The 22,739-nt window shown below is 71.3% G+C and carries 21 protein-coding genes, 2 tRNA genes and 1 pseudogene; 16 read left to right on the forward strand and 8 right to left on the reverse strand.

The window, feature by feature from the left end; all coding sequences use genetic code 11:
* The first annotated feature begins 103 nt into the window (after positions 1 to 103).
* Positions 104 to 826 carry an SOS response-associated peptidase gene (locus GLX25_RS01785; protein ID WP_155840464.1) on the forward strand — a complete coding sequence of 241 codons (723 nt, stop codon included), beginning with the start codon at positions 104 to 106 and terminating at the stop codon, positions 824 to 826.
* 38 nt (positions 827 to 864) lie between these two features.
* The gene (locus GLX25_RS01790; protein ID WP_155840465.1) at positions 865 to 1,254 is read left to right on the forward strand and encodes a DUF2255 family protein; all 390 of its coding nucleotides are present in this window, start codon (positions 865 to 867) and stop codon (positions 1,252 to 1,254) included.
* Positions 1,255 to 1,296: 42 nt separating this feature from the next.
* Here GLX25_RS01790 and GLX25_RS01795 read toward each other — a convergent pair whose 3' ends face one another.
* Positions 1,297 to 1,953, reverse strand: a complete 657-nt coding sequence (locus GLX25_RS01795; RefSeq protein ID WP_155840466.1) for a DnaJ family domain-containing protein — start codon at positions 1,951 to 1,953, stop codon at positions 1,297 to 1,299.
* 89 nt (positions 1,954 to 2,042) lie between these two features.
* The gene (locus GLX25_RS01800; RefSeq protein ID WP_240898050.1) at positions 2,043 to 2,381 is read right to left on the reverse strand and encodes an SHOCT domain-containing protein; all 339 of its coding nucleotides are present in this window, start codon (positions 2,379 to 2,381) and stop codon (positions 2,043 to 2,045) included.
* Between the two features lie 101 nt (positions 2,382 to 2,482).
* Here GLX25_RS01800 and GLX25_RS18285 point away from each other — a divergent pair, with 101 nt between their 5' ends.
* Positions 2,483 to 2,749, forward strand: a complete 267-nt coding sequence (locus tag GLX25_RS18285) for a hypothetical protein (protein ID WP_166548334.1) — start codon at positions 2,483 to 2,485, stop codon at positions 2,747 to 2,749.
* 39 nt (positions 2,750 to 2,788) lie between these two features.
* Positions 2,789 to 3,432, forward strand: a pseudogene (locus GLX25_RS18690) (oxygenase MpaB family protein).
* Here GLX25_RS18690 and GLX25_RS01810 read toward each other — a convergent pair.
* Both GLX25_RS01810 and GLX25_RS01815 read right to left on the reverse strand, forming a co-directional pair.
* Positions 3,395 to 4,012, reverse strand: a complete 618-nt coding sequence (locus GLX25_RS01810) for a hypothetical protein (RefSeq protein ID WP_155840467.1) — start codon at positions 4,010 to 4,012, stop codon at positions 3,395 to 3,397. The pseudogene GLX25_RS18690 and the gene GLX25_RS01810 overlap by 38 nt on opposite strands.
* 80 nt (positions 4,013 to 4,092) lie before the next feature.
* Positions 4,093 to 4,168 (reverse strand) — tRNA-Gly (locus tag GLX25_RS01815).
* Between the two features lie 157 nt (positions 4,169 to 4,325).
* Between GLX25_RS01815 and GLX25_RS01820 the strand changes: the two genes are divergently transcribed.
* The 3 genes from GLX25_RS01820 (at position 4,326) to GLX25_RS01830 (ending at position 7,513) form a co-directional block, all read left to right on the forward strand.
* Positions 4,326 to 4,562 (forward strand): ribbon-helix-helix protein, CopG family, encoded by a 237-nt coding sequence (locus GLX25_RS01820; RefSeq protein ID WP_155840468.1) that lies wholly within the window; start codon positions 4,326 to 4,328, stop codon positions 4,560 to 4,562.
* A gap of 4 nt (positions 4,563 to 4,566) precedes the next feature.
* Positions 4,567 to 4,995 (forward strand): type II toxin-antitoxin system VapC family toxin, encoded by a 429-nt coding sequence (locus GLX25_RS01825; protein ID WP_166548336.1) that lies wholly within the window; start codon positions 4,567 to 4,569, stop codon positions 4,993 to 4,995.
* A 310-nt stretch (positions 4,996 to 5,305) separates the two neighbouring features.
* A complete protein-coding gene (locus GLX25_RS01830; RefSeq protein WP_205719799.1) occupies positions 5,306 to 7,513 on the forward strand; it encodes an arylsulfatase in 2,208 nt (735 codons plus the stop codon).
* A 12-nt stretch (positions 7,514 to 7,525) separates the two neighbouring features.
* Here GLX25_RS01830 and GLX25_RS01835 read toward each other — a convergent pair whose 3' ends face one another.
* The 3 genes from GLX25_RS01835 to GLX25_RS01845 all read right to left on the reverse strand — a co-directional run bounded on the left by GLX25_RS01835 (position 7,526) and on the right by GLX25_RS01845 (position 11,245).
* Positions 7,526 to 8,623: a hypothetical protein gene (locus GLX25_RS01835; protein WP_155840470.1), complete on the reverse strand. Its 1,098-nt coding sequence runs from the start codon at positions 8,621 to 8,623 to the stop codon at positions 7,526 to 7,528.
* A gap of 9 nt (positions 8,624 to 8,632) precedes the next feature.
* Positions 8,633 to 10,504: a substrate-binding and vWA domain-containing protein gene (locus GLX25_RS01840; RefSeq protein WP_240898052.1), complete on the reverse strand. Its 1,872-nt coding sequence runs from the start codon at positions 10,502 to 10,504 to the stop codon at positions 8,633 to 8,635.
* 66 nt (positions 10,505 to 10,570) lie between these two features.
* Positions 10,571 to 11,245 carry a phosphatase PAP2 family protein gene (locus tag GLX25_RS01845; protein WP_166548337.1) on the reverse strand — a complete coding sequence of 225 codons (675 nt, stop codon included), beginning with the start codon at positions 11,243 to 11,245 and terminating at the stop codon, positions 10,571 to 10,573.
* 34 nt (positions 11,246 to 11,279) lie between these two features.
* On the opposite strand from GLX25_RS01845, the gene GLX25_RS01850 reads away from it, so the two are divergent.
* Positions 11,280 to 11,819, forward strand: coding sequence for a YaeQ family protein (locus GLX25_RS01850; protein ID WP_155840472.1), 540 nt, complete (start codon positions 11,280 to 11,282; stop codon positions 11,817 to 11,819).
* A 47-nt stretch (positions 11,820 to 11,866) separates the two neighbouring features.
* Here the strand turns inward: GLX25_RS01850 and GLX25_RS01855 are convergent.
* Positions 11,867 to 11,953: transfer RNA gene (locus GLX25_RS01855), tRNA-Leu, on the reverse strand.
* Positions 11,954 to 12,257: 304 nt separating this feature from the next.
* Here GLX25_RS01855 and GLX25_RS01860 point away from each other — a divergent pair.
* From GLX25_RS01860 to GLX25_RS01895, 8 genes are all read left to right on the forward strand, one after another.
* Positions 12,258 to 13,058, forward strand: a complete 801-nt coding sequence (locus tag GLX25_RS01860) for an HAD family hydrolase (protein ID WP_271192361.1) — start codon at positions 12,258 to 12,260, stop codon at positions 13,056 to 13,058.
* Positions 13,055 to 15,577, forward strand: coding sequence for a glycoside hydrolase family 65 protein (locus tag GLX25_RS01865; RefSeq protein ID WP_155840474.1), 2,523 nt, complete (start codon positions 13,055 to 13,057; stop codon positions 15,575 to 15,577). The genes GLX25_RS01860 and GLX25_RS01865 overlap by 4 nt, the downstream gene beginning before the upstream one ends.
* Positions 15,578 to 15,676: 99 nt before the next feature.
* Entirely contained in the window at positions 15,677 to 16,426 is a 750-nt protein-coding gene (locus tag GLX25_RS01870; protein ID WP_166548338.1) for an FhaA domain-containing protein, read from the forward strand.
* Positions 16,423 to 16,956 (forward strand): FHA domain-containing protein FhaB/FipA, encoded by a 534-nt coding sequence (locus GLX25_RS01875; RefSeq protein WP_155840475.1) that lies wholly within the window; start codon positions 16,423 to 16,425, stop codon positions 16,954 to 16,956. The genes GLX25_RS01870 and GLX25_RS01875 overlap by 4 nt, the downstream gene beginning before the upstream one ends.
* A 3-nt stretch (positions 16,957 to 16,959) precedes the next feature.
* Positions 16,960 to 18,192 (forward strand): PP2C family protein-serine/threonine phosphatase, encoded by a 1,233-nt coding sequence (locus GLX25_RS01880; RefSeq protein WP_155840476.1) that lies wholly within the window; start codon positions 16,960 to 16,962, stop codon positions 18,190 to 18,192.
* Positions 18,193 to 18,253: 61 nt separating this feature from the next.
* Entirely contained in the window at positions 18,254 to 19,585 is a 1,332-nt protein-coding gene (locus GLX25_RS01885; RefSeq protein ID WP_155840603.1) for an FtsW/RodA/SpoVE family cell cycle protein, read from the forward strand.
* The gene (locus tag GLX25_RS01890) at positions 19,582 to 21,036 is read left to right on the forward strand and encodes a peptidoglycan D,D-transpeptidase FtsI family protein (protein WP_155840477.1); all 1,455 of its coding nucleotides are present in this window, start codon (positions 19,582 to 19,584) and stop codon (positions 21,034 to 21,036) included. The genes GLX25_RS01885 and GLX25_RS01890 overlap by 4 nt, the downstream gene beginning before the upstream one ends.
* Positions 21,033 to 22,718, forward strand: coding sequence for a serine/threonine-protein kinase (locus tag GLX25_RS01895; protein WP_155840478.1), 1,686 nt, complete (start codon positions 21,033 to 21,035; stop codon positions 22,716 to 22,718). The genes GLX25_RS01890 and GLX25_RS01895 overlap by 4 nt, the downstream gene beginning before the upstream one ends.
* Positions 22,719 to 22,739 lie beyond the last annotated feature (21 nt).

Genomic DNA, 22,739 nt, shown 5'->3' on the forward strand with positions numbered 1-22,739 from the left:
CCAACAGGATGCGTTTTCCGGTCGACTCGGATGGTGGGCCCGTGACGGGCGTCGGCGGCGCGGCGTAGGCTCGCGACATCCGGAAATCGAAGGGCGACCCGACATGTGCGGACGATTCGTGGTCTCGCAGCAGGCCGACGACCTCACCGCGGTCTTCGACGCCGAGAACGACTTCGCAGACTGGCGGCCGTCGTACAGCCTCGCGCCGACCGACACGGTGCCGATCGTGCGCGAACGCGCCCGCAGCGACACGGGCGAGTTCGTCCGTCGGCTCGAACCCGCGCGGTGGGACTTCCATCCCGCCTTCATGAAGGACTCGAAGCGGCCGCAGTTCAACAGCCGCATCGAGACGGTCGCGACGAACGGGCTGTGGAAGGGCGCGTTCGCCTCGGGGCGGTGCGTGGTGCCGATGCGCGGCTACTTCGAGTGGACGGGCGAGCCCGGCAAGAAGCGCGCGCACTACCTGCACGGCCCCGACGAACTGCTCGCCGCGGCGGGCATCTCCACCGCGCGCAAGCTCGACGACGGCACGTGGGAGGTGTCGACCTCGATCATCACGCGCGAGGCGCGCGACGCCTCCGGCGAGGTGCACGACCGGATGCCGGTCTACCTGCCGCTCGACGCGATCGACCACTACCTCGATCCCGAGAAGCTCTCGCCCGCCGACGCGTCCGCGATGATCGACTTCCTCATCGCGCAGTCCGATCGCGTGGCGCCGACGATCTCCGAGTACGAGGTCGACCCGCGGGTGAACAACCACCGCCGGATCGACCCGCACGACCCATCGCTCATCGAACCGCTCGGCGAGGAGCCGACGCTCGTGTGAGCTCCGCCCGCCGCTCCCGTACGAGAGAGGACCGAAACATGCACGGCTGGACCGACGACCAACTCGACCGCGTGGGCGCGGCCGACCAGCTCGAGATCGCCTCGGTGCGCGACGACGGGTCGCTGCGCCCGTTCACGACCGTGTGGGTCGCGCGGGTCGGCGACGAACTGTTCGTCCGGTCCGCCTACGGACCCGAGAACGGATGGTACCGACGAGCCAGGGAGGCCGGAGTCGGCCGGATCAAGTCGGCCGGCGTGATCCGCGACGTCGCGTTCGTCGACGTCCCGTCGGAGGACGCGGGCCTGCACGAGGCCCTCGACGCCGAGTACTCGCGCAAGTACGGCCCCAACCACGCGGCGCACATCATGGCGACCGTGCTCGGCGACGACGTGCGAGGCGTGACGCTCCGGCTCGACGCTCAGGACTGAGCACCCACCGCGGTCGCGTCGGGTCGCGTTCGGCCGCCGCGGTCAGCCGCGCCGGAACCATCGCCGACGCGCGCGCCTCGCGGTGGCCTCCTCGGCGTGCGCCCGGTCCGCCTCCTCGGCGGCGACCCGCCGTCGCTCGTCCCGCCGGACGCGCCAGGCCGCGAGCTCGGCGTCGACGTCGCGCGTGGGAGTGACGACCGGCGGCCCGCCGAGCAGTTGCCGGCGCGCCTCGACGACCCGGGCGTTGAACTCGTCGAGCGCCGCCCGCACGTCGTGCTCGCGGTTGAGGCGATCGAGGCGCTCCTCGAGCTCCGCCGCCTCGACGCGCAGCGTGAGCGCCGGCGGCCCGAGCCCGGTGAGCCGCTCGGTCTCGATCTTGCGGCGGATCCACCAGTCCGGATCGTGGCGGCCGAGTCCCGGGAGCGGCTTGCCCGCGCCCGGGAGGTCGTCGAACTCGCCCCGACGGATCGCCTGCTGGATCACGACCTCGACGTACGCCGCCCGTTCGGCGGCCAGGGATCCGGCCGTCGTCCGGTCGGCGGGCCGCTCCGGCTCCGGCGGCCGCTCCGGCTCCGGCTCCGCGGCATCCGTCACCTCGTCGTCGCGGGCGTCGGCGGCGGCCTCGCGCGAGGGCGCCGTTTCGCGCTCCCATCGCTGCAGGCGGTACTGCCACGCATCGCGTCGCGGGTCGTCCAACATCCGCCATCGCCTCCCGTCCGTTCCGGCCGGTGCATCGATGGTAGGTAATCCGCCTGCGAGACGCACCCGCCGGCGGGAGCCGCCGCGGTCTACCCCGTCCGGCCGCCGCGACGCCCCTCGTCGAGCGTCGCCATCAGCGCGCGGAACTCGTCGGGGGTGATCTCACCGCGGGCGAGCCGCTCCTCGAGGATCTGCTTCGCGCGGTCGGGTTGCACTCCCCCGGGCGCGCCGTACCCGGAAGCGGCACCGGTTCCGCCGTGCCCGGAAGCCGACCGCACGAGCAGCACGATGAGCACCACGATGCCGCCGATGACGAGCGCGCCGAACAGGAGCCCCGGAAGCCACATCCACCAACCGCCGAAGCCGTAGTCCCACATCATCGTCGCCACCTCCCATCGGCACCCGGCCCGGCCGGCCTCGCCGCTCATCCAGCCAATCCCATCGCGAGCGATGCGACCGGGTCGTTGGGCCCGGCGGACCGCGACGCAGGGACGACGACGAGGCGGGACGACCCCGCTACGCTCGGCGCATGCGCATCGGACGCAGCCATCGCCGGCTGCACGAACTCGAACGGCTCGATCCCGCGACCGAGTACGAGCGCATCACGCGCGTCGACGGCACGCTCGAGTTCCCGTGGGACCTGCAGCAGTCGCTGAGCTTCGCCCTGTTCCGCACCTACGCGGTGCCCTCGATCGGCGGACTCCTGTACGAGACCGGCGAGTTCGAGCGCGACGCGCAGAAGCGCCACGACGACACCGTGCTCATCCTCGACGCGATCGCCGTCGAGGGCATTTAGTCCGACGACGGCCGAGCCGCGGTCCGCCGCATGAACCGCATGCACGGCCGGTACGACATCTCGAACGACGACCTGCGCTACGTCCTCGCGACCTTCGTCGTCACGCCGATCCGCTGGATCGCCGCGTACGGCTGGCGCCGGCAGTCGCGGGTCGAGATCGACGCCGCCGTGCAGTACTACCGGCGGCTCGGCCGGCTCATGGGCATCCGCGAGATCCCGAGACGTACGAGGCGTTCGCCGAGTACATGGACGCGTACGAAGCGGAGCACTTCCGCCTCGACCCCCGCACCCGGGTCGTCGCCGACGCGACGCTCGACCTGCTCGTCACCTTCTACCCTCGGATGGCGCGGCGGATGGTGCGTGCGTTCTCGATCGCGATCCTCGACCCGCACCTCCGCGCGGCCTTCGGCTACCCCGAACCGTCGCGCTTCGCCGTACGCGCGTCGCACGGCGCGCTCCGGCTCCGCGGCCGGATCGTCTCCCTGCTCCCGGCGCGCCGGAGGCCGCAGTACGCCCGAGACCTGAAGCGCATCCGGAGCTACCCGGGCGGCTACCTCGTCGAGCAGCTCGGGACCTTCGCGCCGGAGGAGGCGGCCTCGGGGGCCGTGTCGGGCACCACGCCGGCAGGCGAGCCGCCCCGGCGCCTCAGAAGACCTCGGGCAGCGTCGACCGGTCGAAACTGAAGACGCCCGCCAGGTCGATGCCGCGCACCGTGCCCTCGGCGTAGTAGGCGATGCCCCACTCGTCGATGAACGAGCCGTCTGCGAACGTGCACGGCGCGACCACGGGGTCGTCGGGGTCGTCCGGTGCGGTGAGTCCTCCGCCGGCAGTCCCCGAGCCGAAGCTCGTCGTGCCGCCGAGCGATGAGCAGAGCGCGGACGCCGGGTTCCCCGGTGGGTCGTCGGGGATCTCGGTCCTCGACAGGTACGCGAGCGCCGCGAGCGTCGGCTCGTCGGAGGTGATCGTCACGAGGTCGACGTAGATGCGCGAGTCGGCATCGTCGTCGAGCGTCTGGAAGCGGCACACCGCGACCGGGTCGCCGAGGGGCACCCAGTCCTCCTCGTCGAGGTTCGTCTGCCAGGCGGGCTGGCGCTGCTGCACCTCGCCGCCCTGCTCCTCGCAGTAGGCGGCGGCCTCGGCCATGTCGGCGGCGGATGTCGCGGGGTCGCTCGCCGTCGGCGGCGCCGCGGGTTCCGTGCACCCGGCCAGGCCGACCGCGACGAGCAGCACGGTTCCGATCGTCCAGCGGTCCCGTGTGCGCATGCGCGGTCCAATCCGATCGCGGTCGTTCGTCCGCCCAGCGTATGGCGAACCGCATCGGCCGACGAGACCTTGACAGGGAATGGAGCGGATGACGGGGTTCGAACCCGCGACCTTCACCTTGGCAAGGTGACGCGCTACCAACTGCGCTACATCCGCGTCGGGGCGGCTCCGCCGCCCCGGTGCCGCTCTTCCGACCGGCTGGATGAGCCTATCGGACCCGACGCCCCTCCGATGACCGCCACGGCCGCGGCATCCGTCGACGACGCGTGGAGGCGATGCGCATATCGATGCGCACACGCGTATGCTCAGGCATATGCGCACCACGATCATCCTCCCCGACGAGTTCGCACGCGCGGTCCGGGAACGCGCGCGCGCCGAGGGCCAGACGTTCACGTCGTTCCTCGAGCAGGCGCTCCGCGAACACCTCGCCCGGCTCGACGCGCGCGCGGAGTCGCAGCCGTTCGCCGTGGCGCCGTTCGAGGGCACCGGGCTCCGCCCGGGCGTCGACCTCGCCGACTCCGCCGACCTGCTCGACCGGATGGAGCGGTGAACCCGTGCTCATCCCCGACGTGAACGTGCTGGTCGGCGCGCATCGCACCGACGCCCCCGACCATGAGCGGCTGCGCGCCTGGCTCGAGTCCGCCGCCACCGGGCGCGAGGCGCTCGGCCTGACCGACGCCGTGCTCGCGGGATTCGTCCGCGTCGTCACGCACCCCCGCGTCTTCGTCGACCCGACCCCGCTCGAGATCGCGCTCGGGCAGGCGGAGGCGCTGCGCGAGGCGCCCGGGATCCATCGGGTCAGCCCGGGCGCCCGGCACTGGCAGATCCTCGTCGACCTCTGCCGCACCGGTTCGGCGCGCGGCAACCTCGTTCCCGACGCCGCCCACGCGGCCACCGCCATCGAGGCCGGCGCCACGTGGATCAGCCTCGACCGCGACTTCGCCCGGTTCCCGGGCCTCCGCTGGCGCTCGCCGCTCGACTGATCGGCCCCGCGAGAGTCGGGTCCGGTCGGACCAGCCTCGCCCACCCCGTCGCGTCGGGATGACAGGATCGATCACGACGCTCTCGTCTCGAGGCGCGTCGTGGGGGAACGATCTCAGCCCGGTCGCGCGCGACTCGGGCCCCGGGTCGGTGAGGAGCGGAACCATGGCATCGGACGAGTCGGACGGGACGGACCGGCACCGCCTCCCGATCAGGAGGGCGCGCGCTGCTGCGGACACCCCGGTCGATGCACGAGACGCGGCGAAGCCCGCACCTGCGGCTCCGCTTCGACCCCCGGCCGGCGCGCCGAACGTGCTGATCATCCTGATCGACGACATGGGCTTCGGCGCGAGCAGCGCGTTCGGCGGCCCGTGCGAGATGCCGGTCGCGGAGCGGGTCGCCGCCGAGGGCACGCGGTTCACGCGCTTCCACACCACTGCCCTCTGCTCCCCGACGCGCCAGGCGCTGCTGACGGGGCGGAACCACCACACCGCCGAGATGGGCGCCCTCGCCGAGGTGGCGACCTCCTTCCCGGGCTACACGGGCGTGCGTCCCGACGACTGCGCCACGCTCGGGCAGGTCCTGCGCATGAACGGCTATTCGACCGGCATGTTCGGCAAGCACCATCAGACGCCCCCGTGGGAGACCAGCCCGTCCGGTCCGTTCGACCGGTGGCCGACGGGCGAGGGGTTCGAGAAGTTCTACGGCTTCATCGGCGGCGACACGCACCAGTGGGTCCCGGCGCTCGTCGACGGCACCCGGCCGATCGAGCCGCCGCGCACGCCCGAGGAGGGGTATCACCTCTCAGAGGACCTCGTCGACCAGGCGATCGCGTGGCTCGGCGGACTCGCCGCGCTCACGCCGGACAAGCCGTGGTTCACGTATCTGTCCTTCGGTGCGACGCACGCGCCGCACCACGTCCCGAAGCGCTACCTCGACGCGGTCCGCGGCCGGTTCGACCACGGGTACGACCGCGAGCGCGAGCTCACGTTCGAACGACAGCGCGAACTCGGCGTCATCCCGCCCGATGCAGAGCTCACGGCGCCGAACGAGAAGATCCCCGCGTGGGACGACCTGGAGGACGACGACCGTCTCGTCGGAACGCGACTCTTCGAGGCGTACGCGGCGATGGCGACGCACACCGACGAGCAGGTCGGGCGCCTGCTCGACGCGCTCGAGGAGCAGGGGGTCCTCGACGACACGCTCGTGTTCTACATCCTCGGCGACAACGGGGCGTCGGCCGAGGCGGGCGCATACGGCACGTTCAACGAGATGGCGTACCAGAACAACGTCCTCATGACGACGGCCGACATCAAGCCGAGGCTCGACGACATCGGCGGCCCCAGGGCGTTCAACCACATGCCGTCGGGCTGGGCGCACGCGATGAACACCCCGTATCAGTGGAGCAAGATCGTCGCATCGCACTGGGGCGGCACGCGCACCGGCATGGTCGTCCGCTACCCCGGACGGGTTCCCGCGGGCGAACGGCGCTCGCAATTCACGCACGTCATCGACATCGTTCCGACGATCCTCGAGTACGCGGGCCTGCCCGAGCCGGCGCAGGTCAACGGCGTCCCGCAGAGGGCCCTCGAGGGCGTGAGCTTCAAGTACGCCGTCGACGACTCGGCGGCGGCGGAACGCCACCATACCCAGTACTTCGAGATCGGCGGCAACCGCGGGATCTACCACGACGGCTGGACCGCGGTCACGCAGCACTGGCTGCCGTGGCCCGACCCGGACGACGTCGTCCCGGCGCTGGCGGATGACACGTGGGAGCTCTACGGACCCGACGACTGGACCCAGGCGCACGACCTCGCCGCGGAGCATCCGGAGAAGCTCCTTGAACTGCAGCAGCGGTTCCTGATCGAGGGGGCGAAGTACAACGTTCTCCCGATCGACGACCGGCAGCGCGAGCGGTTCGACCCGGTCGTCGCCGGCCGGCCCGACCTGATGCGAGGGCGCACCCGCCTCACGCTGCGGCCGGGTATGTCCCGGTTGAACGAGAACACGGTGCTCAACGTGAAGAACCGCTCGTTCACCGTCACGGCGGTCGCGACGCTGCAGACGGATGCTCCCGCGCAGGGCGCCCTCGTCGCGCAGGGCGGGAGCTTCGGCGGATGGGCGCTGTACTTCCGCGACGGCCTGCTCGGCTACGCCCACAACTTCGTCGGCATGCACACGTCGACCGTGCGGAGCGCGGCACCGGTACCCGGCGGCGAGCACGTCCTCGAGATGCGCTTCGACTACGACGGCGGCGGCGCCGGCAAGGGCGGTGAGGTCACGCTCCTCTGCGACGGCGAGTCGATCGGGAGCGGGCGAGTCGACCGGACGGTGCCCGGCCTGTTCTCGTTCGACGAGGGGATGGACATCGGCTGCGACAGCCTCGACCCGGTCGTCGAGGACTACCTCACACCGAGAGGCGAGTTCAACGGCACGATCGCGACGGTCACGATCGACATCGCCCCCGATGCGGAGCACGACCCCGACCTCGTGCTCCGGGCGCGGTACCGGAAGCAATAGGCGGCTCGGGGGTCAGTCACCGGACCGAGGCGGGACGTCCTCCTGCGCGCCCGACGCCCGCCCGCCCGGCGGCAGCTCGCCCACCGAACCATCCGACGCCCGCTCGAAGGCGCGCTCCCACTCCTGCAGCTCCTTGCGACCCCCGATGAGGCCGTCGAGCGACACCTGGAAGTGCAGCCCGCGACGGGCGTTCACCTGCTTGATGTTCTGCACGAGCTCGCCCGAGACCGCGACGACCGCCTCGCGCACCTCGCGGACCCGATCCTCGGGATCGTCCCAGAGATGCGGGTGGGTGAGGATGTCGAGCAGGTAGTCGCGGTCGAGGGCAGCGGTGAGCTTGCGGAGCGTGTCGTCGTACTCGATGGCGGCGATCCCGCGCTGTCCGGCGCCCGCGCCGCCGCCCGCTCGGTCGAGCCTGACGAACAGCTCCTCGATGTTCTCGGCGATGCCCATCATCTCGTTCGCGGTCTGCGCGGCCACCGCGTTGCCGCGCGCGCCGACCTGCGCGTACTCGGCGGCCAGCGACCGCAGGTTCGCCACGTGCCGGCTGATCGGATCCGGGAGCCTCCCGGCACTGCTCGCGCGGCGCCGACGCGCCCGGATCACCCCGAACACCGCCCCGCCCGCCGCGACGAGCACCGCCGCACCGATCACGAGCCCGAGCCCGAGGCCCAGGCCGCCGCCGTCGCCACTGCCGCCTCCGACGAGGGGTGCCGGCTCGTCCGCGGCCTGCACGCCCTGCACCGTCTCGGTGAGCGCAGCGCCGAGGCTGTCGGCGCCCGATTCCGCCTGGTTCGCGATCTGCATCGCCTCGCCCGCGTCGAGCACGCGCGACCCGGCGGAGAGGTCGTCGCCGACGGCGACGATGATCGTGTCGTAGCCGGTCGTCTCGGCGAGCTGGGACACGATCTCGGGGCCGGATGCCTCGAGCGCGGCGTTGTCCGAGAACACGGCGACGGCGATCGGGTCGTCGCCGACCTGCGCCAGCAGCGCGTCCTGCAGGGCGGACGCCCCGTCCACCTCCGACGAGACGTAGACCGGGGTCGACTGCAGCGCCTCGGATGCGTCGTCGACGTATCCGTCGGCTGCGGCGAAGAACAGGGCTCCCATCCGTCGCCCCTAGAAGTTGTTGATGACCGACGCGAACACGAGGTCGATCTTCGCGGCATCCGACGCGTCGAACCACTGGCCGCCGGTCGCCTCTGCGATCCGCTGCAGCGAGCCGGTGTCGGCGCCCTCGCCGTATGCGATCGGGAAGATCCGCACCGGCGCCGAGTCGCCGCCCTCGCGGGACGAACCGCCGATCTTCGCGATCAGCGAGTCGATCGAGATCGACGAGTCGGTGTCCTGCCCGTCCGAGAGCACGACGATCGCGTTGATGCGGCCGGGCTCCGCGCGCGCGACCATCTCGTCGTAGGCGACGGCGATCGCATCGTAGAGCGGCGTGCCCTCGCGGTTGGCGTAGCGCAGGTCGTCGATCGACGCGCTCAGCGTCTCGCGGTCGGACCCGAGCGCCGAGACGTCCCGCAGCACGATCAGGTTCTCGCCGGCCGTCGAGTCGACGCCCGTGGTGAACGCCCACATGCCGACCTCGTCGGTGCCGCGGAAGTGGCCGAGCGTCGCCTGGGCGCCCTCGATCGCGCCGTCGAGCTTCGACCGGCCGTCGCCGATCGGGTCGTCCATCGAGCCGGACACGTCGATGAGCTCGAGCACCGACGAGGGCTTCCGGATCTGCGTCCACTGGTCGAGCGCCGCCGAGACGACGTCGACGGCCGGTCGGGGCAGCGTGATCGCCGGCCCCGCGGGATCGACGCCGTACTGCTCGGTGAAGAGGTCCCCGAGCGGCACCGACTCGTCGAGCGGGCGGAACCCGTACTCGGGCAGGATGCGCTGGGCCGGCTCGGTGGCGAGGAACTCGACGAAGGCCTCCCCCGCGATGCGCTGCGCGTCGGTCACCCAGTCGGCGCCGAGCACGGTGATCGGGTTGTCCGACCACATCGACCCGCCCGACGGGTAGATCGCGACGAGCTTCTCCTTCGGCGGCGTCAGGGTCTCGCCGGGCTGCACGGTGTGCGAGTCGGGGTTGCCCTGGTTGTAGTTGAGCATCGAGGTCTCCTCGAGCGCCACGGCCGAGACGTAGCCGGAACCGCCCGCGCCGTTCTGCGTCTCGTCGTAGAGCGTCGTGAGCACCTTGCCCGTCGTGTCGCCGTAGTGGATCACGCACTCCTCGAACACCCGCGAGAACTCCTCGGCGCCCGCGACATCCGCCGCCGTGAGGTCGGTCGTCTTGCCGGATGCCTCGTAGGACTGCATCAGGATCGCCGACAGGCCCGTGGTCGACGTGTTCGGGTTGGTCTTCGAGATCTTGAACGAGCCCCAGATCGGCTTGCCAGCGCTGCTCCAGCCGTCGGGGTCGGCGCACAGCGCCTCGAAGTCGGAGATGCCGATCTCGGCGTCGGGCCAGCCGAGCGCCTTCGCCATCGTCTCGGGCATCGCGAAGATGATCGGCGTGTGGGTGAACGACTCCGGTTCGCCGACGAGCGAAGCGGATGCCGCGGCCGCGACCCGCTCGGTCCACACGGTCGATGCGGGCGACCAGAGGGTCGGCCAGCGCCGCGTGTCCTCGTCGGGCCAGTCGCCGCCGGCGGTGAGGAACCGCGTCGCGTCGCCCGACGACACGTTGACCGGACGGATGGTGGCGCACTCGTCGAGCCCCGCGTGCTCCGGCGATTCCTTGAACGCCGCGGCCAGGGCGTCGAGCATGTTCACCTTCTCGGAGGAGGTCGCGACGACGACGCTCGTGCAGCCGTCGTCGGCGAAGTCGCCGCCGTCGATCGGGCCGGTTTCGACGTCGTCCTGGCCGAACGTGCACGCGCTCAGCGCGAACGCCATCGCGGCGACGACGGCCACCGCGAGCCCGCCGCGGACCCCCCGCCGGGACGTCGACGTGATCGCGGGTCGAGCGGCCGTGCGCCGCGGAACGGGTGCCATGTGAACAGGGTAGGTCGCGCGAATATCGATCGCATCACGGTCGGGGACACTCGCCCGCCGACGACGTCAGAGCAGCCCCCGCCGGACGACTCCGGCGCTCCAGCGACCGAGCAGCGCGCCCGCGACCGTGTCCGAGATGTGGTGCTGCCCGCGATGGATCCGCGAGAACGCGATGGCCCCGGGAATCCCGTACCGGAGCAGGGGCCCGAGCACCCGCGCGCCGCGCGCTCCGTGCCGGTCGAGCAGGTCGGCGAGCGTCGTGTGCAGGGCGACGGATGCCGCGGTGTGCCCAGACGGGAACGACGACGTCGCGTGCGGCGGCTCGGGCCGCCAGACGCCCTGCGGTCGCGGTCGCCCCACGAGTGCGGCGGATGCCACGAAGCAGGCGGTCTCGAGCGCGAGCGCCGCGCCGGGGGCGACGGCGGATCGCCGGTCGCGCGTCAGCCACCAGGTGACGCCGCACCAGAGCGCGCCGTTCGCGATCGTCTGCGGCACGCCCGAGTACCACGAGAGCGGTGCGGTGATCCGATCGAGCGGCCCCCGCGGGTCGGCCGAGTCGACCGGCTCGTCGCCGTCGCCGGCGCCGCCGGGCCGATGGCCGGACGCGGCCTGGAGCGCGCGCACCGCGCGGTCCTCGCGGGGGTCGTCGCCGCCGACGAGTCGGACGATCCGACCGGCCGCGGCGAGCACCGCGATCGCGCCGACCGCCGGGAGGATGAACGAGCGGAGGACCCGGCGCATGCCCCGCAGCCTAGTGCCCGTAGGCTCGTGGACCATGGCCCTCGGTGCGACGATCCACACCTTCGACGTGCAGCTCGCGGACGTCGACCGCGGCGTCTACGAGAACCTGACGCTCCGCGTGGCGCGACACCCCTCCGAGACGGACGCGTTCATGGTGACCCGCCTGCTCGCCTACTGCCTGGAGTACGAGGAGGGCATCGCCTTCAGCGAGGGCGTCGCCGCCGTCGACGAACCCGCGGTGCTCGTGCACGACCTCACCGGACGCATGGTCGCGTGGATCGAGGTCGGCGCCCCGGATGCGGAACGCCTGCACCGCGGCGCCAAGCTCGCCGACCGCGTCGCCGTCTACACGCACCGCGATCCGGCGAAGGTCTCCGCGGCGTGGGCGGGCAAGCGGATCCACCGCGCCGAGGAGATCCCGCTCATCAGTTTCGACCCCGGATTCGTCGACGACGTCACGACGGCGCTGGAACGCCGGAACGCGATGACGCTCTCGATCACGGAACTGCACGCCTACCTCGAACTCAACGGAGCGAGCTTCAGCACGGCCATCCACGAGCAGCGAGCGGGCTGACACGAGAACGGCCCGATCCCATCGGGATCGAGCCGTTCCTCGATTGGTGGTGCGCAAGGGGGGAGTTGAACCCCCACGCCCTCACGGGCACACGGACCTGAACCGTGCGCGTCTGCCTATTCCGCCACTTGCGCATACCGCTTCGCACGAGGTGCGAACCAGCCAACCGAGACTAACACAGGTGGTCGGCGCGCCAGAATCGAGCGGATGCCGCGGGCCGCCCCCGCACGCGCGGCCGCGCGACGCGGACCGGGCGGCCGACGCGGCGCCTTGGCATCCGCTCAGAACCACCGCCACATCTCGCGCCGCCGCCGACGCGGGCATACCCTTGCACCACGGCACCGGCGCCCGACCCACCCCCGATTGAAAGGATCGCCCGTGACCCACCCTCGCGACGCGCATGCGCCCGTCGATCCGCACGATGTCGACCTCGGCGGCATCCGCGGCTGGCTGTTCGACCTCGACGGGGTGCTGACGCCGACCGCGATCGTGCACATGCACGCGTGGGCGCGGCTGTTCGCTCCGTTCCTCGAGGCGCAGGGCGCAGAGCCCTACCGCGACGCCGACTACTTCGCGTACATCGACGGCAAGCCGCGGTACGACGGCGTGCGGTCGCTGCTCGAGAGCCGCGGCATCCGCCTGCCCGAGGGAGCGGTGTCCGACGCGCCGACCGAGGAGACCGTGCACGGGCTCGGCAATCGCAAGAACGAGGCCTTCAACGCGACCCTCGCCGAGGAGGGCGTCGAGCCCTACCCCGCGAGCGTCGCGCTGCTCGACGCGATCGAGCGTGCGGGCGGGGATGTCGCGGTCGTGTCGAGCTCGAAGAACGCGCCCGCGGTGCTCGAGGCGGCGGGTCTCGCCGAGCGCTTCGAGGTCGTGGTCGACGGTGCGGTCGCGGCACGCGAGGGCATCGTCGGCAAGCCGGCCCCCGACATGTTCGAGCGCGCGGCCGAGCTCCTGGGCCTCGCGCCCGAGGAGTGCGCCGTGATCGAGGACGCGGAGTCGGGGGTCAAGGCCGGCGCGAGCGGTCCGTTCGCGCTCGTCGTGGGCGTCGACCGCGGCGTGGGGCGCCAGGCGCTCACCGAGCTCGGGGCCGACGTGATCGTCGACGAGCTCGACGAGCTGATCCCGGCGCTCGAGCGCGCGGGCGAGACATCCGCCATCGTCAACGACGCGGCCGACCCGCAGACCCCGACCGCCGCCGCAGCCGCCGTGCCAGAAGAGGAGGACCGCGCATGAGGTTCGCCGACACCGATCCGCTGAACCGCACGATCTTCCCGGTCGACGAGTGGGCGCTCGTCGAGACCGAGTTCGGCGTCGACGACATGGGCCGCACCGAGACGCTCTTCGCGGTCGGCAACGGCTACCTCGGCCTCCGCGGCAACGTCGAGGAGGGACGCGACGGACACGTGCACGGCACGTTCATCAACGGCTTCCACGAGACCTGGCCGATCCGCCACGCGGAGGAGGCGTTCGGCTTCGCGCGCGTCGGGCAGACGATCGTGAACGCGCCGGACGCCAAGGTCATCCGCCTCTACGTCGACGACGAGCCGCTCGTCATCACCGAGGCCGAGATCATGGGGTACGAGCGACGGCTGGACTTCCGGCTCGGCGTCGTGAGCCGCCGCATCGAGTGGCGCACGCCGTCGGGCAAGCGCGTGCTCATCACGAGCCGGCGCATGGTGAGCTTCACCGACCGGCACCTCGGCGTCATCGACTACGAGGTCGAGATGCTCGATGCGGATGCCGCGGTCACCATCTCGAGCCAGATGCTGAACCGCCAGGACGGGCGCGACGAGTACCGCAGCGGCGTCACCGAGGCGCCCGGCGCCTTCGACCCGCGCAAGGCCGAGACCTTCACCGAGCGCGTGCTGCAGCCGCGCGTGCAGAAGCGGTCGGAGGACGGACGCTACGTCCTCGGGTACCAGACGACGAACTCCAAGATGGCGATCGCGGTCGGCGCGCAGCACTCCATCACGACCGACAACGAGTTCAGCGAGAGCGGCTCGATCGGCGACGACCTCGCCAAGCACATCTACCGCGTCAGTGCGCGGCAGGGCGTGCCCATCCGGATCACCAAGCTCATCAGCTACCACACCGCCCGGAAGGTGCCGGCGCGCGAACTCGTCGACCGGTGCGAGCGCACGCTCGACCGGGGTGCCGAGCTCGGCGTCGCCGAGCTCTTCGCTCAGCAGCGATCGTGGCTCGAGGACTTCTGGGCGCGCTCCGACGTCGAGATCGCGGGCCAGCCCGAACTGCAGCAGGCGACGCGCTGGAACCTGTTCCAGCTCGTCCAGGCGACGGCCCGCACCGACGGCGGGGGCGTCGCCGCGAAGGGCGTCTCGGGCTCCGGCTACGGCGGCCACTACTTCTGGGACTCCGAGATCTACGTCATGCCGTTCCTCAGCTACACCGCGCCCATCGTGGCGCGGAACGTGCTGCGCTTCCGGCAGCGGATGCTCGAGCCCGCCCGCGCCCGCGCGCTCGAGCTGAACCAGCACGGGGCCCTCTTCCCGTGGCGAACGATCAACGGCCTCGAGTCGAGCGCGTACTACGCGGCGGGCACGGCGCAGTACCACATCGACGCCGACATCTCCTATGCGCTCTGCCAGTACGTGGCCGCGACCGGCGACGAGGACTTCCTCGCACGCGGCGCGATCGACATCCTCGTCGAGACGGCGCGCATGTGGGAGGACCTGGGGTTCTGGCGAACGAACACCGACGACGTGTTCCACATCCACGGCGTGACCGGGCCCGACGAGTACACGACCGTCGTGAACGACAACCTCTACACGAACGTCATGGCGCGCGCGAACCTCGCGGCCGCGGCATCCGCCGTCGACAACCTGCAGGTGCTCGACCCGCACGGGCACAAGCGGCTCGTCGAGCGACTCGGGGTCACCCCGGCGGAGGTCGCGGGGTGGCGCCGCGCGGCGGCGTACATGCACATCCCGTTCGACGACATGCTCGGCGTGCACCCGCAGGACGCCGCGTTCCTCGAGAAGGAGCTGTGGGACCTCGAGCACACGCCCGACAACCGGCTCCCGCTGCTGCTGCACTACCACCCGCTCGTCATCTACCGCTTCCAGGTGCTGAAGCAGGCCGACGTCGTGCTCGCGCTCTACCTCCAGGGCGACCGCTTCACGACCGAGGAGAAGCTCGCCGACTTCGAGTACTACGACCCGCTCACGACGGGCGACTCGACCCTGTCGGCGGTCGTGCAGTCGATCATCGCGTCGGAGGTCGGGTACCACGAGCTGGCGCTGCGCTACTTCCGCTCGGCGCTCTTCGTCGACCTCGCCGACCTGCACCACAACGCCGCCGACGGCGTGCACGTGGCCTCCACCGGCGGCGTCTGGGCGGGGCTCGTGTCCGGTTTCGGCGGGTTCCGCGACCACAACGGGCGGTTCACGTTCGATCCGCGGCTCCCCGACGGGTGGGACCGACTGTCGTTCCGGCTCACGATCCGCGGCGCGCGCGTCCGGGTCGACCTGACCGAGGAGGCCATCCGGTTCCAGCTCGAGACGGGCGGGCCGGATGCCTCGATGCTGCTCGAGGTCCGCGGGGAGGAGGTCGTCGTGACCGCCGACACCCCCGTGACGGTGCGACTCGACGGCCACGGCGCGCGACGCGTCGGCGCGCCGACGATGCAGAACGTCCGCGGGGCGCGCCGTGCCGACGGCACGCTGCTCACCGCCTCGATCCCGACGCTGTCGCTCGAGTTCGACGAGGAGGACCAGGCCGCGGTCTACGACTGAGCCGAAGCTCTCGGAACCGCATCGTTCCGCCCGCGGCCCGGCGGGTTCGCACGGGCTGCGGTTAGCATGTGAGTCGAAAACGCACCGGACGGGAGACCTGTGGGCCTACTGGACAACTTCGAGAAGGGTCTCGAGCGCGCGGTCAACGGCGCGTTCGCCAAGACCTTCCGCTCGGGGCTGCAGCCCGTGGAGATCACCGCGGCGCTGAAGCGCGAGATCGACACGAAGGCCGCGGTCGTCTCGAGGGACCGCGTCCTCGTGCCGAACCGCTTCATCGTGCGGATGTCCCCCGCCGACCACCAGCGCATGGACTCGCTCGGCCCGGCGCTCATCGACGAGCTCACCGACCTCGTCCAGAAGCACGCGGCGAACCAGCGGTTCCAGTTCGCCGGCGGCATCACGATCGTGCTGCACCCCGACCCGTCCCTGTCCGAGGGCATGGTGTCGGTCGAGTCGCAGAACGTGAAGGGCCGCGTCGCCTGGACGCCCGTGCTCGACGTCGACGGCCGGCGGCATCCGATCCTCAAGGGCCGCACGGTCATCGGCCGAGGCAGCGAGGCCGACCTCACGCTCGACGACTCCGGCGCCTCGCGCCGCCACGCCGAGGTCCAGTGGGACGGCCAGCGGGCGCGCGTGCGCGACCTCGGCTCCACGAACGGCACCCAGCTCGACGGCCGGCCCGTCAAGGAGTCGGTGCTCGAGCCCGATTCGGTCATCACGATCGGTCGCTCGCGTATCGTGTTCCGGGTGCTCGCCCAAGCCGACCCGACCGACACCGCGGCCGCACGCCGCGTCGACCCGGCTTCCCAGCGCCGCGACGACGGCGGATTCTGGGGGCCCGACCGATGAGTGAACTCACGCTGCTCGTCCTGCAGCTCGGCTTCCTGCTGCTCCTGTGGGTGTTCGTGTTCGCCATCGTCTACTCGCTGCGCAGCGACCTGTTCGGCCAGCGCGTGCGCAAGCTGCAGCCGGATGCCGCAGCCGCGTCGGCCGGCCCCGCCCCGGCGGCGAGCGCGACGGCCCCGACCTCCGCGGTCTCGAAGCCGGCTCCCCCGCCCGCCGCGGGCGGCGGCGACGCCACCTCCGACAACGCCTCGCGCCTCGTCATCACGTCCGGGGCGAAGTCGGGCGCGGAGTTCCCGCTCGGCCGCGACGAGATCACCATCGGCCGCTCCAGCGACTCGGCGATCATCATCCGCGATGACTACACGTCGACCCACCACGCGCGGCTGATGCTGTGGAACGGGCGCTGGATGATCCAGGACCTCGACTCCACGAACGGCACGTTCCTCAACGGCTCCCGAGTCACCGTGCCGATGCCCATCCCGCTCGGAGCCACCGTCAAGGTCGGAGCGACGACGTTCGAGCTGCGACGGTAGCCGATGGCCAGCGTCAAGGCGAGCGCGGCGGTCTCGCACGTCGGTCGGGTCCGCGCGAGCAACCAGGACTCCGGCTACGCCGGCCGCCGACTCTTCCTCGTCGCCGACGGCATGGGCGGCCACGCGGGCGGTGACGTCGCGAGCGCCATCGCGACCCGGCGCATCGCCGACGCCGACGCCGACTACGACTCGTCGGCGGACGCCGCGGCGGCGCTCGAGTCCGCGCTCCTCTCCGCGAACCGGAACCTCGAGGAGACGGTCGCCGAGCACTCGGAGCTGACCGGCATGGGCACCACGACGAGTGCGATGCTGGTGCAGCAGGACCGCGTGGTCATCGCGCACATCGGCGATTCGCGCGTCTACCTCCTCCGCTCGGGCGAGCTCAGCCAGGTCTCCACCGACCACACGTTCGTCCAGCGACTGGTCGACGCGGGCCGCATCACGGCCGAGGAGGCCATGGTCCACCCGCGCCGGTCGGTGCTCATGCGCGTGCTCGGCGACGTCGAGGCATCCCCCGAGATCGACACCATGGTGATCGACACCCATCCCGGGGACCGGTGGATGCTGTGCTCCGACGGGCTCTCGGGCGTCGTCTCCTTCGACGACATCCACGAGATGCTCTCGGCGGACGCCGGTGCCAAGCAGGTCGCCGACCGGCTGGTGAAGGCGTCGCTCGACGGCGGCGCCCCCGACAACGTGACCGTGGTCGTCGTGGACATCGGCGACCCGCCCGCACCCGACACGCCGCCGTTGATCGTCGGCTCGGCCGCCGCACCGCTCGCCTTCGGCACCGCGCCCGAGCCGGCGCGCCGACCGGGCATCCGCCTCACGCCCTTCCGCCCGCACCCCGTGCAGGAGACGCACTTCGAGCCCGACTCCGAGGAGTACTTCGACGAGCTGATCGAGGAGGACGAGCGCCGGCGCCGGCGTCGGCGCATCATGTGGGGCGTCTGGATCGCGCTGCTCATCGGCGCGATCGTCACCGTGACCGCGCTCGGATACCAGTGGACGCAGACGCGGTACTACGTCGGCGAGTACAACGGCCGCGTCGCGATCTACCAGGGCATCCAGCAGGACCTCGGCCCGATCTCCCTGCACCGACTCCATTCGGAGACGCCGGTCGACATCGCCGACCTGAAGGCGTACGACCAGCAGCGCGTCGAGCAGACGATCACGGCGGGCACGCTCGAGGAGGCCATGCGCATCACGGACCGATTGGAGGAGTCCGTTGACTGACCGAAGCGCGGCCCGCGCGCCCGAGCGCGCTCCCGCGACGGGGAGCGTCCGCCGAATCCGCATGCCGCAGAAGCTGCGGAACCTCGAGCTCGGCCTGCTCATCGTCGCGTGCGTGATCAACGCGGGCGCCATCGTGCTCGTGCAGCTCGGCGCGCTCGGGCGGATCGACACCCAGCTCGTGCTGCTCGGTGCCGGGCTCTCGGTACTGGTGTTCGGCCTGCACGTCGCGATGCGCTTCGTGGCGCGCGACGCCGATCCGTTCCTCCTGCCGATCGCGACCGTGCTGAACGGACTCGGCATCGCGATGATCTACCGCATCGACATCGCCTACGGCGACGCCGGATGGGAGAGCGCGGCGGTCCGCCAGATCGTGTGGAGCGTGATCGCGATCGTCGCGGCCCTCGCGACGATCCTGCTGATCCGCAACCACCGCACGCTGTTCCGCTACACCTACCTCTCGGGGCTCATCGCGATCGTCCTCCTGCTGCTGCCCCTCGTCCCGGGGCTCGGCCAGACCCGCGGGGGCGCGCGCGTCTGGATCGGGATCGGCGACCTCGTCACGTTCCAGCCGGGCGAGATCGCGAAGATCGCGCTGGCCGTCTTCTTCGCGGGCTACCTGGTCCGCAATCGAGACTCCCTCTCGATGGTCGGCCGGACCTTCCTCGGCATGCGGTTCCCGCGCGGACGCGACCTCGGCCCGCTCCTCGTGGTCTGGGCGCTGTCGATGGCGGTCATCGTCTTCCAGCGCGACCTCGGCACGGCGCTCCTCTACTTCGGGCTCTTCCTCGTCATGCTGTACGTCGCCACGAGCCGGCTCTCGTGGGTCGTGCTCGGCCTCAGCATGTTCTTCGCCGGCGCGATCATCGCCAGCCAGACCCTCGACTACGTCAACGGACGCTTCCAGAACTGGCTCAACGCGTTCGACCCCGCCGTCTACGACGCGCAGGGCGGCTCGTTCCAGCTCGTGCAGGGCCTGTTCGGCCTCGCCAACGGCGGCCTGATCGGCACGGGCCTGGGCCAGGGGCGCCCCGACCTCACGCCCGTCCCCCAGTCGGACTACATCATCGCGAGCCTCGGCGAGGAGCTCGGCCTCGCCGGCCTCTTCGCGATCCTCGCGCTGTACGTGCTCTTCGTGGCCCGCGGGTTCCGCATCGGCTTCGCCGGGCAGGACGACTTCGGCAAGCTCCTCGGCGTCGGGCTCTCGTTCGTCGTGGCCCTCCAGGTCTTCATCGTCGTCGGCGGCGTGACCCGGGTCATCCCCCTCACGGGCCTGACGACGCCGTTCCTCGCGGCCGGTGGTTCCTCGCTCGTCGCCAACTGGATCATCGTCGCGCTGCTGCTCCGGCTCTCCGACACGGTCCGCAACCACCCGAGGCTGGTGATCGACGGATGAACCGCGAACTCAAGCGGGTGACCATCGTCTCCCTCCTCATGTTCCTCACGCTCTTCGTCGCGTCGACGATCATCCAGTACGCGCAGGCCGACAACCTCGCCGCCGACCCGCGCAACGCGCGGACGCTCTACCAGAGCTACTCGGTCGAACGCGGGCCGATCCTCGTCGGCGGCGACCCGATCGCGTTCTCCGAGCCGTCCGACGACGACTACAAGTTCCAGCGCATCTACGCGAACGGTCCGCTGTACGCACCGGTCACCGGCTTCATCCCGGTGAACGGCGAGGCGACCGGTCTCGAGGGCTCGCTGAACGCCGAGCTCAGCGGCACGTCGGAGTCGCAGTTCTTCGATTCGCTGAACCGGCTCATCTCCGGGCAGGACCCGATGGGCGCCTCGGTCGAGGTCACCATCGACCCGGTGGCCCAGCAGGCCGCGTGGGACGCGCTCGGCGACTACACGGGCGCGATCATCGTGACGCAGCCGAGCAGCGGCCGCATCGTCGCGATGGTCACGAAGCCCACCTACGACCCGAACAGCCTCGCGGTGCACAACGGCGAGGAGGTCGACCAGACCTACCGGAACCTCGTCGAGGACCCGGGCGACCCGCTCTTCAATCGCGCGACCGGCGGCGACATGAACCCGCCCGGATCGGTGTTCAAGCTGGTGATGACCGCCGCCGCGCTCGAGTCCGGCCAGTACACGCCCGACAGCACCTTCCCGAACCCAGCGGAGTTCACCCTCCCCGAGACGAGCTCGGTCGTGCGGAACTCGAGCGGCGGCACCTGCGGCGGCGGCTCCGAGGTCACGCTCGCGACCGCCCTCCGGCTGTCGTGCAACATCCCGTTCGCCGAACTCGCGCTGGAGCTCGGCGACGACGCGATCCGTGCGCAGGCCGAGAAGTTCGGCTTCAACTCGAACTTCTCGATCCCGAACCCCACCGAGACGAGCACGTACCCGGCGAACCCCGACGCGCCGCAGACCGCGCTGAGCGGCTTCGGGCAGGGCGACGTGCGAGCGACGCCGATGCAGATGGCGATGGTCTCCGCCGCGATCGCCAACGGCGGGATCGTGATGGACCCCGACCTCGTCGAGTCGATCACGGCGCCCGACTTCCGCCCGATCGAGGAGTTCGACGCCACGCAGTTCGGACGTGCGATCAGCGAGTCGACGGCCCGGACCATGACCGAGATGATGGTCAACGGCGTCGAGAACGGTGCTGCGAGTAATGCAAGAATAGACGGCGTCAGCGTGGCCGGTAAGACGGGTACAGCGGAGAACGGCGAGGACGATCCCTACACCTTGTGGTTCACAGGTTTTGCCCCCGCCGACGACCCTCAGTATGCGATCACGGTGCTCGTGGAAGACGGCGGAGGGCTTGGTCAGGAGGGGTTCGGCAATCTGATTGCCGCGCCATTGGCGAAACAGGTACTAGAGGCGGTGCTGAACAAATGAGACCGAGTGCTGGGCTCACCTTCGGTGGACGGTACGAGCTGCAGTCCCGGATCGCCATCGGCGGCATGGGCGAGGTGTGGCAGGCCACCGACCTGGTCATCGGCCGTCAGGTGGCGCTGAAGATCCTCAAGGACGAATACCTCGGCGACCCGGGCTTCCTCGAGCGCTTCCGCGCCGAGGCGCGTCACGCCGCGCTCGTGAACCACGAGGGCATCGCCAACGTGTTCGACTACGGCGAGGAGGAGGGCAGCGCCTACCTCGTGATGGAGCTCGTCCCCGGCGAGGCGCTCTCGACCATTCTCGAGCGCGAGCACGTGCTCTCGACCGACAAGGTCCTCGACATCGTCGCGCAGACCGCCGCCGCACTGCAGGCCGCGCACGCGGCCGGCCTCGTGCACCGCGACATCAAGCCGGGCAACCTGCTGATCACGCCTGACGGCCGCGTGAAGATCACCGACTTCGGCATCGCGCGCATCGCCGACCAGGTGCCGCTCACCGCGACCGGCCAGGTCATGGGCACGGTGCAGTACCTCTCGCCCGAGCAGGCGTCCGGCCACCCGGCCTCGCCGACCACCGACATCTACTCGCTCGGCATCGTCGCGTACGAGTGCCTCGCGGGTCGCCGCCCGTTCACGGGCGAGTCGCAGGTCGCGATCGCGATGGCGCAGATCAACGAGACCCCGCCCGACCTGCCCGTCACGGTCTCCGAGCCGGTGCGGAACCTCGTCTACTCGTGCATCGCGAAGAACCCGGCGGATCGTCCGCAGACCGCGGCGCACCTCGCGCGCGCGGCCACCGCCCTGCGCCGCGGCGACGTCCAGGCCGCGGCCGCGGCCGTCCCGGCGGTGCTCGGCGCGGCGGCCGGCCTGACCGCGGCCACCATGCTGATGCCCCAGTCGGGAGCTCCCACCGCCGCGACGACCGTGCTCGCCGCCGGTGCGGGCGTGCCCGAGGGCGAGGAGGAGGAGCAGCCGACCGAGCGCAAGCGCAGCCCGTGGACGTGGCCGCTCATCGTCCTCATCATCCTGCTCGCGCTCGTCCTCATCGGCACGCTCATCGCGCTCGCGCTGAACAGCGGCAACCGCCCCGCCGCGTCCACGTCCAGCGGACCGCCGACCACCGCGACGACGGCGCCGCCGACCTCGTCGAGTGCGCCGCCGCCCGAGACCACCACCGCGGCCCCGACGACGGAGCAGGTCGACCGCGCTGCCTACATCGGCCGGAACGTCGACGACGTCCGCACCGAGCTCGAGGGCCTCGGCTTCGTCGTGAGCACCCAGGAGGGCGCGCCGGCGACCACCCCCGACCAGGCCAACACGGTCTCCGACGTGAACCCGAGCGGTCCTGTCCAGATCGGCTCCACCATCACGGTCACCTACCTCGGCGCACCCGAGACCCCGAGCGCGCCGGCGAACGCGCCGACCGTCAACCCGGCGGACGTCGCATCCGGCGGGATCGTCCAGGTGAGCTGGCCCGCGGCGACCTGCCCGTCCGGGCAGCAGCTGAGCGGCTACGAGGTCGCCGTGACGAACGACGCCACGGCGCCGAGCCCGGTCGGCGCGGGCACGACGAGCGTCAACGTGCAGGCGGGGAACCAGGACTTCGAGGTCACCTACCGGTACTTCTGCGGCCAGCTCGACTCGCCGTTCTCGCCGGCCGCCGCGGTGACCATCCAGCCCTAGCATCCCCGGAACGAGCCCTAC

This window comes from Agromyces luteolus (genome assembly GCF_009729855.1).
In the GTDB taxonomy this organism is placed as follows: Bacteria; Actinomycetota; Actinomycetes; order Actinomycetales; family Microbacteriaceae; genus Agromyces; species Agromyces luteolus.